This window comes from Streptoalloteichus tenebrarius (assembly GCF_024171885.1).
Lineage (GTDB): Bacteria > Actinomycetota > Actinomycetes > Mycobacteriales > Pseudonocardiaceae > Streptoalloteichus > Streptoalloteichus tenebrarius.
Genome location: NZ_JAMTCP010000040.1, coordinates 34,847 through 49,473, shown reverse-complemented (window position 1 = coordinate 49,473; position 14,627 = coordinate 34,847). Strand labels below are relative to the sequence as shown.

The 14,627-nt window shown below is 68.9% G+C and carries 10 protein-coding genes and 2 tRNA genes; 8 read left to right on the top strand and 4 right to left on the bottom strand.

Going from position 1 to position 14,627, the window contains the following annotated elements:
- Nucleotides 1–8 precede the first annotated feature (8 nt).
- A complete protein-coding gene (locus LX15_RS25535; protein ID WP_253672212.1) occupies nt 9–539 on the top strand; it encodes a MauE/DoxX family redox-associated membrane protein in 531 nt (176 codons plus the stop codon).
- 5 nt (nt 540–544) lie between these two features.
- Complete coding sequence (locus tag LX15_RS25530; RefSeq protein ID WP_253672198.1) at nt 545–1,357, top strand: DsbA family protein; 813 nt, start codon at nt 545–547, stop codon at nt 1,355–1,357.
- A 135-nt stretch (nt 1,358–1,492) separates the two neighbouring features.
- Here the strand turns inward: LX15_RS25530 and LX15_RS25525 are convergent, their stop codons facing one another.
- Complete coding sequence (locus LX15_RS25525) at nt 1,493–2,842, bottom strand: phenylacetate--CoA ligase family protein (RefSeq protein WP_253672197.1); 1,350 nt, start codon at nt 2,840–2,842, stop codon at nt 1,493–1,495.
- 147 nt (nt 2,843–2,989) lie between these two features.
- On the opposite strand from LX15_RS25525, the gene LX15_RS25520 reads away from it, so the two are divergent.
- The 3 genes from LX15_RS25520 (at nt 2,990) to LX15_RS25510 (ending at nt 4,281) form a co-directional block, all read left to right on the top strand.
- A tRNA-Ala gene (locus tag LX15_RS25520) sits at nt 2,990–3,062 on the top strand.
- A gap of 292 nt (nt 3,063–3,354) precedes the next feature.
- Nucleotides 3,355–3,427, top strand: a tRNA-Ala gene (locus LX15_RS25515).
- 710 nt (nt 3,428–4,137) lie between these two features.
- Complete coding sequence (locus tag LX15_RS25510) at nt 4,138–4,281, top strand: hypothetical protein (protein ID WP_253672196.1); 144 nt, start codon at nt 4,138–4,140, stop codon at nt 4,279–4,281.
- Between the two features lie 144 nt (nt 4,282–4,425).
- On the opposite strand, the gene LX15_RS25505 is transcribed toward LX15_RS25510, so the two are convergent.
- The 3 genes from LX15_RS25505 to LX15_RS25495 form a co-directional block, all read right to left on the bottom strand.
- Nucleotides 4,426–4,896: a hypothetical protein gene (locus tag LX15_RS25505; RefSeq protein WP_253672195.1), complete on the bottom strand. Its 471-nt coding sequence runs from the start codon at nt 4,894–4,896 to the stop codon at nt 4,426–4,428.
- Between the two features lie 96 nt (nt 4,897–4,992).
- On the bottom strand, nt 4,993–6,309 hold the full coding sequence (locus LX15_RS25500) for a NucA/NucB deoxyribonuclease domain-containing protein (protein ID WP_253672194.1): 1,317 nt from the start codon (nt 6,307–6,309) through the stop codon (nt 4,993–4,995).
- A 429-nt stretch (nt 6,310–6,738) separates the two neighbouring features.
- Nucleotides 6,739–7,194 (bottom strand): MarR family transcriptional regulator, encoded by a 456-nt coding sequence (locus LX15_RS25495; RefSeq protein ID WP_191892519.1) that lies wholly within the window; start codon nt 7,192–7,194, stop codon nt 6,739–6,741.
- A 1,379-nt stretch (nt 7,195–8,573) separates the two neighbouring features.
- Between LX15_RS25495 and LX15_RS25490 the strand changes: the two genes are divergently transcribed.
- The 3 genes from LX15_RS25490 to LX15_RS25480 are packed head-to-tail and all read left to right on the top strand — an operon-like array spanning nt 8,574 to nt 14,618.
- Nucleotides 8,574–10,001 carry a PD-(D/E)XK nuclease family protein gene (locus LX15_RS25490; RefSeq protein ID WP_253672193.1) on the top strand — a complete coding sequence of 476 codons (1,428 nt, stop codon included), beginning with the start codon at nt 8,574–8,576 and terminating at the stop codon, nt 9,999–10,001.
- A complete protein-coding gene (locus LX15_RS25485; protein WP_253672192.1) occupies nt 9,998–11,173 on the top strand; it encodes a restriction endonuclease-related protein in 1,176 nt (391 codons plus the stop codon). The genes LX15_RS25490 and LX15_RS25485 overlap by 4 nt, the downstream gene beginning before the upstream one ends.
- Nucleotides 11,166–14,618, top strand: coding sequence for a pPIWI_RE_Z domain-containing protein (locus LX15_RS25480; RefSeq protein WP_253672191.1), 3,453 nt, complete (start codon nt 11,166–11,168; stop codon nt 14,616–14,618). Before LX15_RS25485 ends, LX15_RS25480 begins: the two co-directional genes overlap by 8 nt.
- The last annotated feature ends 9 nt before the right edge of the window (nt 14,619–14,627 follow it).

Genomic DNA, 14,627 nt, shown 5'->3' with positions numbered 1-14,627 from the left:
CTGTCGGAATGCCCGCCCGCTGGCCGGTCGGGGACCTGCTCGGCACGCTGGTCCGGTTCGGACTGGCCGCGGTGTGGCTCGTCTCCGGCACGCTCAAGGCGGCGGACCCGGAGAAGACCTATCTGGCGGTGCAGGCCTTCCGGTTGCTGCCGGACGCGCTGGCCGGTCCCGTCGCCGCCGCGCTGCCGTTCGTCGAACTCGGGCTCGGCGTGCTGGTGTTGTTCGGCGTCGGCACCAGGGTGGTGGCGGTGTTGTCCTGCCTGGTGCTGCTCGCGTTCGTCACCGGCATCGCGCAGGCCTGGGCGCGGGGGCTGAGCATCGACTGCGGCTGCTTCGGCGGGGGCGGCGAGGTCGCGCCCGGCCAGACCCGCTACCCCCAGGAGCTGGCCAGGGACGCCGGTTTCCTGGCGCTGGCCGTCTGGCTGGTGGTCCGGCCCCGCTCGCTGCTGTCCGTCGACGGCTGGCTGGGCGTGGGCCGGAGGACCCCGGCCGGGGATGATGGGGACGACCGGGACGAACCCGTCCCGGCCGAGACGTAGGAGGGATGCTGGACGTGGGCGGCGCCGAACGGACCGCGCGGAAGCGGAAGCAGACCACGCAGGCGGCGAGGGCGGTGGCCGCGGCACGCGGCGGAAACGACCGCCGCAACGTCATCATCGGCGTGGTCATCGTGGTGGTGATGGCCGTCGCGGTGATCGGCGGCGTGCTCTACACCAGGAACAACAGCACCTCCGGCGGCGCGGGGGACATCCCCGTGACCACCGCGCACGCGCAGTACCCGACCAAGGTCGAGGACGACGGCACGGTGGTCGCCGGCAACGACGCGGCCAAGGTCACCGTGGACGTCTACGAGGACTTCCTCTGCCCGGCCTGCGGCTCCTTCGAGAAGATCTACGGCGAGCAGGTCGAGAAGGCCGTGGCCGACGGCAAGATCAAGGTCCGGTACCACATCCTCAACCTGCTGGACCGCTACTCCAACCCGGCGGGGTACTCGCTGGAGGCGGCCAACGCCGCGATCGCGGCCGCGAGCACCGGGAAGTTCCCCGACTTCCACGCCAGCCTCTTCGCCAACCAGCCCAAGGAGGGCGGCAAGGGCTACACCCAGGACCAGCTCGTGAAGCTCGGGCAGGCCGTGGGCATCTCCGGCGGTGACTTCGAGGCGGCCGTGCGGGGCGGCAAGTACAACGAGCAGATCAAGAAGCAGCTCGACGCCGCGAGCAACAACCCGGCCCTCCAGCGGGAGTCCGCGCAGGGCAAGAGCTTCGGCACCCCGACCATCACGGTCAACGGCACGATGATCGACCTCCAGGACGGCGACTGGCTGAAGAAGGCGATCGAACAGTCCGGCCAGGGCTGAGCCGGCCGGGCTGGTCGCGCCGGCCGGCTGGGTCCACCGGGCGGCTGGGTCCACCGGGCGGGGGTCGGCGAGGCGACGACGGGGGTGGCACCGACGCGGTGCCACCCCCGTTCCCGTTCCTGGTCTCCGACGGGGTCAGCCGAGGCCGCGGACGGGCGGCTCGCCCCCGGTCCACCGGGCCAGTCGGCGGGCCTTGCCGGTCTCGCTGCGCGGCACCCCGCCCGGCGGGAGCACCGTCACCACGCAGCCGATCCCCAGCCGCTCCCGGAGCCTGCCGACCAGGTCGCGCCGCAGGGCCTCCGCCGCGTCCCCGGCGACCGAGTCGGCGAAGGGCTCGACGGCGATCCGCAGCTCCGGGCGCGCCGGGTCCCTCCGGTCCTCCACGACCAGGTAGTGCGGGGCGACCCGCTCGTCCGAGAGCAGCACCGCCTCGATCTCGGACGGGAAGACGTTCACGCCCCGCACGACGAGCATGTCGTCGCGACGGCCCAGCAGCCGGCTCATCCGCCGCAGCGTGCGGGGCGAGCCGGGGGCGGGCCCGGCGAGGCGCGCGATGTCGCCCGTGCGGTAGCGCAGCAGGGGCATCCCGGTCTTGGTGAGCGTGGTGAACACCAGCTCGCCGGGGGTGCCGTCCGGCACAGGGCGCCCCTCGTCGTCGACCGCCTCCACGTAGAAGTGGTCCTCGGCGACGTTGAGCATGCCCTCGGAGTCCAGCGACTCACAGGCCACGCCGGGGCCGATCACCTCGGACAGGCCGTAGATGTCCAGGGCGCGCAGCCCCAGCGACTGCTCGATCTGGGCGCGCATCCCGTCGGTCCACGGCTCCGCCCCGAACACTCCCGCCCGCAGCGCCAGCTCCTCCGGGGCCACTCCCGACGCGCGCAGCGCCTCTCCCAGGTGGATCGCGTAGGACGGGGTGCAGCACAGGACGTCCGCGCGTAGGTCCATCAGCATGCGCAGTTGGCGGTCCGTCATGCCCCCGGACATCGGGACGACCGTCGCTCCGAGCCGGATCGCGCCGTGGTGGACGCCGAGGCCGCCGGTGAAGAGTCCGTAGCCGTAGGCGCAGTGGATGATGCTGGTGCGGGTCGCGCCGGCCCCGCCCAGGGCTCTGGCCATCACCTGGGCCCAGACGTCGAGGTCGTGGGCGGTGTAGGGGATCAGGGTGGGCCGGCCCCCGGTGCCCGACGAGCCGTGCACGCACACGATGTCGGTCTCGGGCGCGAGCCGGAGCCCGAACGGGTAGTGCTCCCACAGGTCCGGTTTGCTCACCGTCGGCAGTCGGTGGAGGTCGCCCAGCGACACGTCGAGGCCCTGGCGGACTCCCGCCGCGCGCAGCCGCTCCGCCTGGATGCCGCCGCCGGCGAGGAGCCGGTCGACCAGGGTCCGCAGCCGGTGCTGTTGCAGCTCGCGCCGCCGCTCCGGGTTCGCGCCCTCCGCGCCGGGGTCGACGAGGTGGGGCACGACACTGTGCTCAACCGTCATCTGGCCTGTTCTAGCAGGTCACCGGGGGTGTGAGCTAGATCTGGCCGGCGGAGGGCTCCCCCCGATTTCGTTTTCGGGGGCGTCGTGTTGTAGCGTATGCACCGCACCGCCGAGGGGGGAACCCCGAGGAACGGCGCGAGACCGCACGGGGCTGTAGCGCAGTTGGTAGCGCACCACACTGGCAGTGTGGGGGTCACGGGTTCGAATCCCGTCAGCTCCACTCGGTTGAGATAGCCCCGAAGGCCCTGGACAGGAAGCTCCACCGCTTCCCGCCCAGGGCCTTCGGCATTCCCGGGTCTCGATCCGCCATCTCCGTCCCCTGGCGGCCCGCCTCCTGGCCCGGAGCGCGCCCCCTGGTCGTTCTCCCGATCCCGGTGCTCCGAGGACTGATCACGGTGTCCTGGGGCTCTCTGGTGATCCACGTCGGGGCGAGTCTTCGCCGGCTCCGCCCAGTCGACGGGGTGAGTGAAGCCGCCGACGAGGCGTGTTGTAACGTAGGTACGCACCACCGAGGGGCTGTAGCGCAGTTGGTAGCGCACCACACTGGCAGTGTGGGGGTCACGGGTTCGAATCCCGTCAGCTCCACTCGTGCTAGGCACACGGAGAAGAGGGCCTGGTCAGGACATGTCCTGACCAGGCCCTCTTCTTTCTGCGGGTTCTCTCTTTTTGGGGACGAACTGCCATGGTTCGGGCGGGTTGTCGGTTCTGGCGCGTCTGTCTCGGGGGAGGCCGGCCCTCGCCACGGCGGACCGGGTCGAGATGTCGCTTCCGTTGTAGCGTCACCGAGACGGGTGATAGCATCCGGAATGGCCGGGTCCGCACGCGCTGAGGGGTGGCGTTCGTGGGTGGGAGTGGCGGGCCGGCCAACGGCTCGGTGAGAACTTCGGAGGAAGTTGGGTAACCGAGAACACGTTGTGGATACGCCTCCGATTCCTAGGATCAACAGGCGGTGAACCGCTTCTTCCCGGTTCTCCGAGGAATCGTGTCGGGTTTTCCGGGAGGCAGTTCCTTGTTCCTGTCGCGTGAGGGATCCCGACCCGCCCCCCGCCGTGCGGTGCCGTAACCACCACAAGCCTTGTCACAGCGGCGACCAGCCACGCCGGAGCCGTCCCTGACCGCCAAGCAAGACCCACACAAGATTAATTGTGAGACACTCGGAGCCCGCCGCGTCGAGATCGTGAAAGGTCTGGGTGAGCGGTCGTGGGCCTTGTAGGAGACTGAGGATTAACTCCGAGGGATCAATGTGATTCCGTTAGGCCGCCAATGGCGGTTGCTCGACTTGCGACGACCCGCATGTGTCGCGGCAACCGATTGTCGAGCGGCTCTCGCGCTGCGAACGCCTCGGCTACCTGCTCACCGACGGCTCTCCAGACCTCAACCGCCTCTACCTCGAGGCCACCTGGGACGTCGCCACCCGCACGTGGGTGCTGTCCTGCTGAGCCGCCGTGCCGCACTGACGGACAGTAGAGGGTGGCGTACCACGGATGAACCGGCCGAGCCCGGCCCCGGCGACGTCGCGGCTGTGAGTGCCTCCGGTGGTTGTGTCGGCGCGATTGCCTCCGGGACGCGGTCGGCCAGTTGGTCTAGGAGGGTGGGAACTGACGGGCGAAGGCCCAGACGGCGTCCATCGCCTGCTCCTGCTCCGACAGTTTTCGCAATGTGGACTGGGTTGGTTGCGCTTCTGGCGCGGCCGGCCAGAACCGCACGATGAACCTCTCCGCCCCTTCGACCATCCCCTCCCGACCGGGTGCGTGGAGGCGGGCGACCAGGTCCCGGCTCCCGGTGCGCTCCGCGCGTACGTGGTACAGCCCGGGCTCGCCCAGGTCGAGTTCCGCGGGTACGGGCTCCAGGCTGTAGGGCTGGAGGTGGGGATCCGTGAACCCGACGACGCCCTGCTCGACCTCGGCGTCGGGTGGGGGTGGTGGTGGAGGTCCGTCCCAGACCTCGGCGCGCAGATGTGCCTGGTGGGACTGGCCGGCGCTGAGGAGCGCGATCTCGTCCTGGTCGCAGAGCAGGACGGTGTTGGGGTCGGAAAATGCGAATCGCGAGGGCACGGGGGCCTCTCGCGATCGCAGGTAGAAGTGGGAGTGATCCACGAGAACCGGCACGTCAACCGCGCGAACTAACCGGGTCACGCGCCGAGGCTAGCACTAGGGACGCAGGGCCACGTAGAACTCGTCGAGGTTACCGTGGAGGATGCGGTCCCAGTCGTAGTAGCCGGTGAGGATGCCACCGGCCCGCCGGTTCTGGCCGCTTTCGACGTCCTTTACGGAGAAGTTCCCGTTGGCCTGGCTGGACCCCTGCATCGTCGACTTGAACGGGTACTCGTCACAGTCCCGTGTGCTCGTGTTGTAGCTGGGCAGCTGGTTACCCACGTTGTAGGGAGGCTGCCTGGTACATGCCTTGGTCGTCTCCCGCTCGTTGGCCTTGTAGATCGGGCCGTTGTGTTCCACGCGCTGGAGCCCCGGGTCCGCGCGGTTGCCCGTGAACTTGCCGGGGATCTTCTTCGGTGTGCCCTTGAACGGGTAGGTCTGGGAGGGGTTGTTCAAGGCTGTGTCAATGTGGTCAACGACCTCGTCGTACCCGACACCTCGAATGTAGTTGAGGTGCGGGATGACGTCGGTGAACACGCACGCCTTCGCTGTCCGGAAATAGGTCGCGGAGTCGCAGCGGACACCGTGTGCGTAGCTTTCGCTGGGCGCCGTCACGTGTCCGAGGCTGTCGGCGGCCTGACCGTTGAACACCCACAGGTTCCGCAACATCTTCTCCGGCTGCTGGGTCGCGGCGTTCTCATCGGACCGCAGGTTCCACCGCATCCAGGAGGTGTCGTCCCATCGCCACAGCGACCGGGTTTCCCATCCGCGGTCCACCGAGCAGCCGACGGTGAGCGTCGAACACACCACCCGCAGGCGCGCCTCGGAGAACATGGTGAACGAGCCGTCCCAGCTCGCCTTGTCTCCACGGAACCACACGTGCCAGGCACGGTCCTCGGGACGGGCGAAGGACGCCGCGGTGTACTCGAGAGTGAAGGTTCCCTCCGGACGGCCGGTCCCCGGGTTGATGATGGCGGCCGTTCCCTTCCACTTCTGGCACCAGAAGTAGCGGTTGAGCACCCGGCCCTCGGCGGTGTGCGCCTCGGGACGGTTCAGGCACTGGTCGAGAAGCCCCTGCGGAGGCCCACTGTCGGCGGCCTCCACCGCTCGGAGTCGCTCCTGCTCCTGCTGGGTCTCCTCACGACCGTCACGATAGGACAAATTGCCCAAGCGAATGGCCTCGTCCTTGGCCTCCTCCCTGCTGCCGTTGCGCTTCTTCGGCTGAGGAAGGACCAGCCGACCCTGGTGATCCGTCGATGGCTGGCCGCCGAAGGAGAACTCCCCCTGTGGAACGGCGTCCCAGTTCGTTTCCCCCGCGCTGGCCGATGCCGTTCCAGTCGACAACGCCGCGACGAACACCGACGCTCCCAGCACGGCAACGACTCGTCTAGGAAATAACGCCATTCGGCGCGACCCCCTCGTCCCTGACTCCCTCGGCACGCGAGGGACTTGGAGATGGACGTCGGGGACGCTACCGGTGGAGCCAGACCGCAACGACCTCCGATGAGACGAGCCCGCTCGGGGAAAGCGACATGCCCAAGCTCCGCATCCAGGTTTGTCAACGCCAGGTTCCGAAGACCGAGCCTCCAGAACGCATTTGCGCAGCACGACCCAGCTCGCTAACGGCGGTGGCGGCACGTCAACGTGTCAGCGCTTCCAGCACATCGCCACTGTGCGGCGGAGGTGGGTGGGGTAGGTCCACCTTGGACGCCCCCACCCACGTCCGCCGCGGATCAACTGCTACTCGTCGGCTGCACCGGCCACATGGCTTCCGCAAGCAGAGGCGAGGGAAAAGCGCTTGGGCTAATCCTGAGTCTTGACGGCGTAGCCGGCGGCGACGAGCTTCTCGAGGGCGTTGTGCACGGCACCCGAGGAACGGTTGAGGGCTTTGGCGATGGTGTTGGGGGTGAACTCCTCGCCCGGGTGGTCGCGGAGGAAGCCCTCGACGAGGCCGCGTAGTGCGCCGGGGGCCAGCCACTGCGGCGGCTCAGTGGCGAGTTGTTCGGTGGGCGGGGCGTCGTGGGTGCTCGTGGCGTCGGTGGCCCAGCGGGCGAGGATCTTGGCGGCCGTGGACTTGCCGAGGCCGGCTTGGGTGGCCAGGTCAGTGGCGGTGGAGTTGGGGTGGGCGTACAGCGCGGCCCACAGCTTGTCCTCCGGGGTGGGGACGACCCGTAGGGCGGGGCTGTCGGATGGGGTGCGGCGACGGTTCGTGGCGGCACATGACGGTGGTCTTCTTCCTGGTGTGGGGTTGGTGGTCATGTCCCCGGCCGGGGCGGTAGCCCGCCGGTGCGCCTCCGGTGTGCGGGCTCCACATGTATGGACGCTTCCGTGCAGGGGTGAAGTCAAGTGGTGGCTGTAACAAGACACCTGTCTTGTGTAGACAGTCCGCTGAAAAAAAAAGATCTTCTTCACGGCGCGAAAAGTGAGCTTGACATCTCCGATCGGTCGGAGCGTGGATTCGTCCGCCGCGACACCAGACCGTCGGAGAGGAAACCCTTGTGTCATCACACGATCAGTTCGCCGTGCTCGTCGCGCGACATGGCGCCGGGCTGGCGGTCTATGGCCCGTTCCCCGATGAGTCCGAGGCGCGCCTGGCGGGCGAGTGGTTCGCAACGAGTGGTCCCCAGGTGCTGGTGACCCGGTCGCTGGCACTCTGGCCCGCGGGTTCGCATCACAGGGTACGCGGTCGGCGCTTCTACTGGTCCTCATCTTGCAGAACACGCAGTCGGTGGAGATCTCCTACTTCGGGTGCCAGCGGGAACGTGTCGCTGGCCGTGGCCATGCTGCTTGCCGCCGTCGCCGGGGTGCTCCTGGCCGCGATCCCCGGATCGCTGTGGATCTGGCAGCTACGCCGTCGCTTGCGCCGATGACGGTTGCGCACTGAGCCGGTCCCGCGTTAACCGGGGGCCGGCCGCGCCGGTGACGGCGAAACCTGCACCCGATTCGCGCCAGCGCCGCAGTATTCGGCGGCCCGTAGTTGTTAGTGCCCGCTACCCAATCCAGCTCCGCGCGGGTTGGGGCGTGGGCCAGCGGCCGTTCTAACAGGTCCGCGCGGCGCGCTGCAGATCGTGGTCCCTCGGGCCCCACCCGCTCACGCTGGCTGCTCCCGGACGTCCTCGGCGGTCGTCAGGTCGATGATCTCGATGACGTGGTCCAGCCCGCAAAGTCGCCCTTGTCGATCTCGCGAACGACCCCTGCCCGCTGCTCCTGCTTCTTCGCCTGTCGGTGCGGGGGCAGGGACCGAGCCGGATCACCTCGCGTGCCGAGGTGAATTGGACTGGACCACTCCGGGAGATTCGCAGAGCCGTGCCCTCGGCTCGCCGGTGGGGCCGGTATCAGCGTTCTGCATGCACTCACAAATGGGTCTCACCCTCGGGGGCCACCCGGATCAGGTGACGTGGTTCACTGTTTGCCGCGAACCACACCGTTCTCACCGCTGAGGGAGCGCTATGGCAGAGCAGTGGTCGGTGCCTCCGGGAATGACGGGTGATCCCATGTTGGTCCGTGTCGGCGCCAGTGCTGCGGGTGGGGAGGACTTCGCCTGCTCGGCGCGGGAGGCGGCCCGGGCCCGACCGGCGGTTCGTCCCTGGGTTCGACCGCGGTGGGCCCGTCGCGAGATCTTCGTCCTGGAGCCGATCATGAGCGCGTTGGACCGCGTCGAGTTTCACAACGTCTCTGTCGAGCGTGCGTTATCCGCCCTCGGTCGGGGTGGGGGCTCCCTCCATCCGGGGTTGGTGAGTTACGCCCAGAACGCGGTGCGGTGTTATCCCTTTTCGGCTGGACCCGATGGGACGCGGCTTGTCGCGGATCGGCATTTCTCAGTCGTACGGGAGGAGAGGGGATCTCAGGTCAGGGAGCTGTATGCGTGGGGGCGGCGCTATCAGTCCCAGGATGGGCGTCTGCGTGAGCATCGGTTCCTGCGGTTTGGCCGGGCGGGCGAGCGGGAGCGGGACCCGGCGCAGGTGGCCCTCGCGGCGTTCACCACGGCCTGTGGCGACGGCGGGGCCTGGCCGACGCCCTGGGACACGCCCTTTCTCACGTTTCGGCGGGCTCCCGCAGAGCGCGTGCGGGTGGCGGAGGTGGGCCTGGCCGACGGTTCCTATCAGGTGCTCTTCGACGGCAGTCGAGCCGAGGCGGAGGCCTACTACGCCCGATACGGGCGACCTCGTGTGGAGGAGATCCTGGTCGGCGACGTTGCTCGCCCCGGCGCGGCGTGTGTCGACTGCAAGCTGCTGACCGCGTGTTCCCACCCACCCAGGCTGCCAGGGTTGCTAGGACTGACCGCCCGTCCAGCTCCGCTGCGGAAGGTGTCGGCCAGCGATCTCCGCTACTACCAGACGTGCCCTGCCCAGGCCTATCTGTACAGCCTGCGCCTCCCTCGGGTGAACGAGTATGGCGAGGCGGCCCACCTGGGAAAGGCGGTCCATGCGTGGTTGGAAGATCTCCATCGGCGCCCGGACGGCCCGCCCTGCCGTGTCTCGGACCTTCCCCTGATCGACGAGGACTGGGCCGCGGGGGAGTGGCGGCTCGCGGAGGACGCGGCGCGAGCAGGCGCCCGGATGTTGCGCCAGCACCTCGAGATATGCCCGTTGCTCTTCCAGGAGACGATCGGTGAGGTGCGCGTCGAGCCCGACCTTGCCTTCTACGACACGGCGGCGAACGCCATCGTTCTCGCCAAGCCCGATCTGCTCTATCTCGACGACGGGTCCTGGGTGTGGCGGGAAACCAAGACGACCCAGCGAACCTGGTCCCGCGACGCGAACTGGATTGGACGGTACCCACAGCTGGCCCTCGCCATCGTGCTGCTGGCCCGAGGAGCGTTGGGCGGCGATCCGGGCGGCTCCCGCGTTGAGCTGGAAATCCTACACCCCGAAGATCGCGACATCGTGCTCCTCGAGCCCGATGACCCGGAAACCCTCGCCCTCGCCCGCCGGACCCTTGCCGAGTTGGCGGAGCCGTGGCGCGCCGACGAGGTCTTCGCACCCCGACCGGGCGCCAACTGTCGGACCTGTCCGGTATCTGTCTGGTGCCCTCAGCGAGCGAAGGCTGACGAAGGAGTGGAGTGACGTCCGTAATCGAGCCGACGGTGGCGGACGACGGGTCGTTCTTCGACGGCCCCCGGCTGTTGCGCATGATCGCCACCGCGATGTACCGCCTGTCCCAGCAACCCGTCCGGAATGACCAGGTGTACCGGGACGAGGTGCAGTCCGCCTTCAACCACCTCGTCCTGTTGTGTCTGCGGCGGGGTGTGGACCCGCCCGCGAGCGTGCCGGAGATGGCTCGGTGGGCCTCGGAGAAGCCGCTGGGCGAGTGGCCGCTGCGGCTGCCGGAGGAGCTGACTGCAATCGAGTGGTACCTCGTCGACGCCGAGACCCGAGTACCGACGCAGCAATGCCTGGAGTGGGTGGTCTTCGCCCCGAACGTGGCCGCTGAGCAGTTCGAGAACGAGCTTCTCGGCGAGGCGCTTGCCCGGTCACGGGCAGGCAACGCCCCCCAGACCTACGTGGCGTTCCGCCGGCTGCTCATCGAGCGACCGGTCCTCACCGGCATCGAACGCACCCTGCTTGGTCAAGACCTGGCCCTTGGGTTGCTGCACGAGACGATCAGACGTGCCTATGAGCCAGCGCCCGCCGCCTACCTGTCGGACGGCGTCTTCGCTCAGTGCGCCCGGTGTCACTGCCTGCTCGTGCCGACCCGTCACGGCTACCGGTGTGAGCTGGAGAGCTGTCGGCGCGACGGGCACCCGCGGGTGGGGAGGGTCCTCTCCCCGCGCGAGAACGACGGCGTCTACCAGGTGAGCCGGCCGCTCCGAATCTTCATCACCGGGCCGGGGCTCGCCGAGACAAGGCTGGAGACGGCTGTCCGCGGGCTTGGGCTCGAACCGGAAATGTGGCCGAACTACGACCGCTATGACCTGCGGATCGTGTTCCCGGACCAGAAGGTCTGGGCGATCGACGTCAAGGATCGCGCTGACCCCGCTCTGCTGGCGCGGACCATGGGCCCGTTCCCCGCCAACCCTCCCTTCGACCGCGCGTTCCTCGTCGTGCCCCGTTACCGGTTCCAAGTGCGGGAGGACTACCGGCGGGTGTTCCTCAACCACCTGCCGGACGACCTCCGCCAGCACGTGGAGTTGTTGTCGGACGAGGAACTTGTGCGCGAGGCCAGGAGCAAGCTCCGCCGCGTGCGCGCCATCCAGCGGCAGATGGACCCGGCTCCGGAGGAGACCTTCGATGCGTGACCGAAGCGGCTGGCACGATGGGCTGCTCGCCGACCTCAACGACGCGTGGCCCGGCGATCTCGAGCACCTGAGGCCGGGCCAGATGCTCGATGTTGAGCTCGGCCTGTACCTGCTGACGACAGTGATGCCCTTCCGGGTGGCGGCCGACGCCTGGACCCTGTTCGGCGGCTACCCCTACAGTGAGGTCTTCGGCGACGTCGACACCGAGGAACAGCGGCTGCGAATCCGTCGGGCGCGGCACTACCTGTGGGGCATGCGCCGCCGCCGCGAGTGGCTGCGCGCGCTGGAACGCTACCTGCGGGTGCCCCAGGAGCTACGGGGCTACGACCTCGACGGGCTCGAGTCGCCGCCGCGTCGACGGGAGCCTTCCCGAGCAGCCGGCCGGTTCGACCGCTACGAGCGGGTGCTCACCACTCCGCCCGCGTTCGCGCGTTCGCCGTTGCGCGTCGCCGGCGAAGGGGAGTACTGGTTCCCGGTGCGGGACCGTCGCCACTCGGTCGTGATCCCTCGGGACCTGCTTCCCGCTCCGGAAGCCAAGCCGCACGATCTCGCCGCGCCGCTGGCAGGGCAGGGCCAGCCGCTCGAGGCGGAGTGGGCGGAGCTTGAGGACGCGGCGCGCGAGATGGACGCTCGGGAGATCGCCGCCAGGGTGCGGCGCCCGAACCAGTGGGTCCGTCGCCTGGCCCGGGTCCAACTCCTGGTTCGCGACGCGGCGAAGGGCGAGTTCGTCCCGGGGCGGCGGTTCCGGATCGACCGGTTGCTCCACCTCGTCGGCATGGTGGGGGCCGGCAAGAGCACCCTGCGCGATGTCCTGGCCTTCTGGGCCGCCACCCGTCGCGGACTTCGGATCACGGTCCTGGTGGGCGACGTCGCCGAGACCCTCGCCCTGGTTGACGTGTTCACCACGCTGAGCGTCCTCACCGCACCGGTCATTGGGCATTCCACGCGGGAGAAGCACCTTCAGCGACTGCATCGCAGGCTGGCGACGACGGGCGCGGAGACGATGCTCGCCCATGAGCATTCTGGCTTCGTCCATCTGAGCAGTGCCTGCCCGCTGGACGCGTTGCGTGGCCTGGAGGCGCAGCGGCCGCTCAGGGTGAGCCAGGCGCCCTGTGAGTCGCTCTACCCCGTGGACAGGCCCCCAGCGCGGGATGCCGCCGCACTGTTGGACGACGACATGCCGGCACCACCAAAGAAGAAGCGGGCACGTCGCCACGGATGTCCACTCTGGACACGGTGCCCCCGGCACCACGCTTCGCGGTTGCTGGTGGACGCCCAGATCTGGGTCGCCAACCCGGCCAGCCTCGTGCACAGCGGAGTGCCGCAACACCTTCACGCCGAGCGCCTGCGCTATCTCGAGCTGGCGTGCCGGCGCAGCGACCTGGTGATCGTGGACGAGGCCGACCGGGTGCAGATGCAGCTCGACATCGCCTTCGCGCCCGCGACGACCCTCGTTGGTCGCTTCCCGGACTCCTGGCTGGACGAGGTCAGCGGACACAAGGTTGACGAGCTGGCGCGGGAGGGTCGGCTCCAGCTGTCCGAGCGGGACGTGGAGGACTGGAACACCGCGGTCGACACGGTGACCAGTGCGACCAATCGCCTGTACGCCCGGCTGATCAAGGACGCCGGTCTGCGGAAGTGGATCACTGAGGACTATTTCAGTGCCCTGACCCTGCATCACTGGCTGATCAACACCTGGTTTCCCGACCTGCGCGGCGGCGAGGACAGCGCTGGCGACGCTCCCGTGGACGTCGAGCGACACGAGCAGCGGGTTCGCCAGCGGGACCGGGTGGACGAGATCCTCGACGCGTTCCGCGACGAGCCACTGCAACAGCGTCGACGCAACGGCGCGGACGACGATGTCACCCCCGTGGTCAACGAGCTCGTCCAACTGACCCTGGAGTTGCTCCACGCCCGGGCGGACACCCTCCTTGTCCGCGACCGGGTGCGGCGGATCGTCCTGAATCTCGTCGGCCACGACCCCGCGGTGGCGGAGGATCTCGACGTCCACGCCGCCAGGCTGGAGTTCACCCTGATCCTGGCCGCGTTGCACCATCGGCTGGACCTTATGACGATCCTGTGGCCGCGGGTGGAGACGGCGCTCAACCTCGAGGCTACGTCCAACGTGCTCTCCCGTCGCCCGCCCAAGGACTACGAGCCGGTTGTCCCGGAGTCCCCGATGGGCAACATCCTGGGCTTCCAGTTCCAGTTGGGCGAACGGAACCAGGATGGGGACCAGAGCGGTGAGCTGCGGTTCTTCCGCTGCAACGGCGTGGGCAGGGAGCTTCTCCTCGAACTGCCCCACCTCCCCGCGATCGATGACCGCCCCGGCCCGAACGTCCTGCTCATGTCCGCCACGAGCTGGGCCGGAACCTCCAGCCGATACAACATCAACGCCGAGGTGGGCGCGATCCTGCGCCCACACCAAAAGGAGATCGACGCGGTCCTGCGCACCGAGTTCCGCAAGGAGTTCCTGCACTGGCCGGGGACAACAACCCCCCTCAGGTTGTCCGGCTGTGAACCACAGCGTCGCCCACACGCCCTCCGAGCCATGCTCGACCAACTCGCGGTGCCGGACCGCAGCCTGGCCGGCGCCACGAGCAAGCTGGAGCAGGAACTGGCGGCCATCGAGGACCTCGACCGGCGCCGGATCCTCCTGCTGGTGGGCAGCTACGAGGAAGCCAGGCGGGCCGCGGAGCACCTCAACACCATCCCGGAGTGGACCGGTCGGGTGGTGCTTCTCGTCTCCGACGACAGTGACCTCGACGACGCCTGGGTGACCCTGCCTCGGGACACCTCGCTGACCAAGCTCCCTCGCGGGGATGTCGCACGGTTCCCCTCCGGCGCCGGGCAGATCTTGGTCGCGCCGCTGCTGGCCCTCGAACGCGGGCACAACATCGTGCTCCGGGACGGCAGGGCCGCCATCGGGAGTGTCTACTTCCTGGCTCGCCCGCACCCGCGGCCGGACGACCTGACGCTGGCCATCCACGCGATCAACGACTGGGCGGTGCGCCAGGTGCGGGGCCCGGGGAAGGAGTTCCACCAGTCCGCCCTCGCCGCAGGGAGCCCTGACCGGGCCGGCCTGGCCTTCCGGAAAGCCGCCCGCCGCAGGTGGATCCGCTTCCTCACCCGCCGGTTCGCCTGGAGCAGCCTCCCCGCAGACGAGAAGGAGGCGTTCACCTGGGACCAGCTTGTCGTCATCTGGCAGGTCATCGGTCGACTCGTGCGGGGTGGTGAGCCGGCTAGGGCCGTCTTCGTCGACGCGGCCTTCTCACCCCGCGAGGCCGGCCTGCGGGGTGTCGACACGCCGGACACGAGCCTGCTCGAGAGCATGCGCGCCGTCCTCGCGCCCTACTTCACGGACTCCCACGTGTCGGGGCTCGACCGTTCACTGGTCAAGGCGCTCTACCAACCGCTGTACCTCGCACTCGCCGAGATGGACTGACCGAAAGGC

Bases quoted from the DNA above. Each gene is read 5' to 3' on its own strand.
- LX15_RS25535 (WP_253672212.1), top strand. From the start codon at position 9: ATGCCCGCCCGCTGGCCGGTCGGGGACCTGCTCGGCACGCTGGTCCGG.
- LX15_RS25530 (WP_253672198.1), top strand. From the start codon at position 545: ATGCTGGACGTGGGCGGCGCCGAACGGACCGCGCGGAAGCGGAAGCAG.
- LX15_RS25525 (WP_253672197.1), bottom strand. From the start codon at position 2,842: ATGACGGTTGAGCACAGTGTCGTGCCCCACCTCGTCGACCCCGGCGCG.
- LX15_RS25495 (WP_191892519.1), bottom strand. From the start codon at position 7,194: ATGACCACCAACCCCACACCAGGAAGAAGACCACCGTCATGTGCCGCC.
- LX15_RS25490 (WP_253672193.1), top strand. From the start codon at position 8,574: ATGAGCGCGTTGGACCGCGTCGAGTTTCACAACGTCTCTGTCGAGCGT.
- LX15_RS25480 (WP_253672191.1), top strand. From the start codon at position 11,166: ATGCGTGACCGAAGCGGCTGGCACGATGGGCTGCTCGCCGACCTCAAC.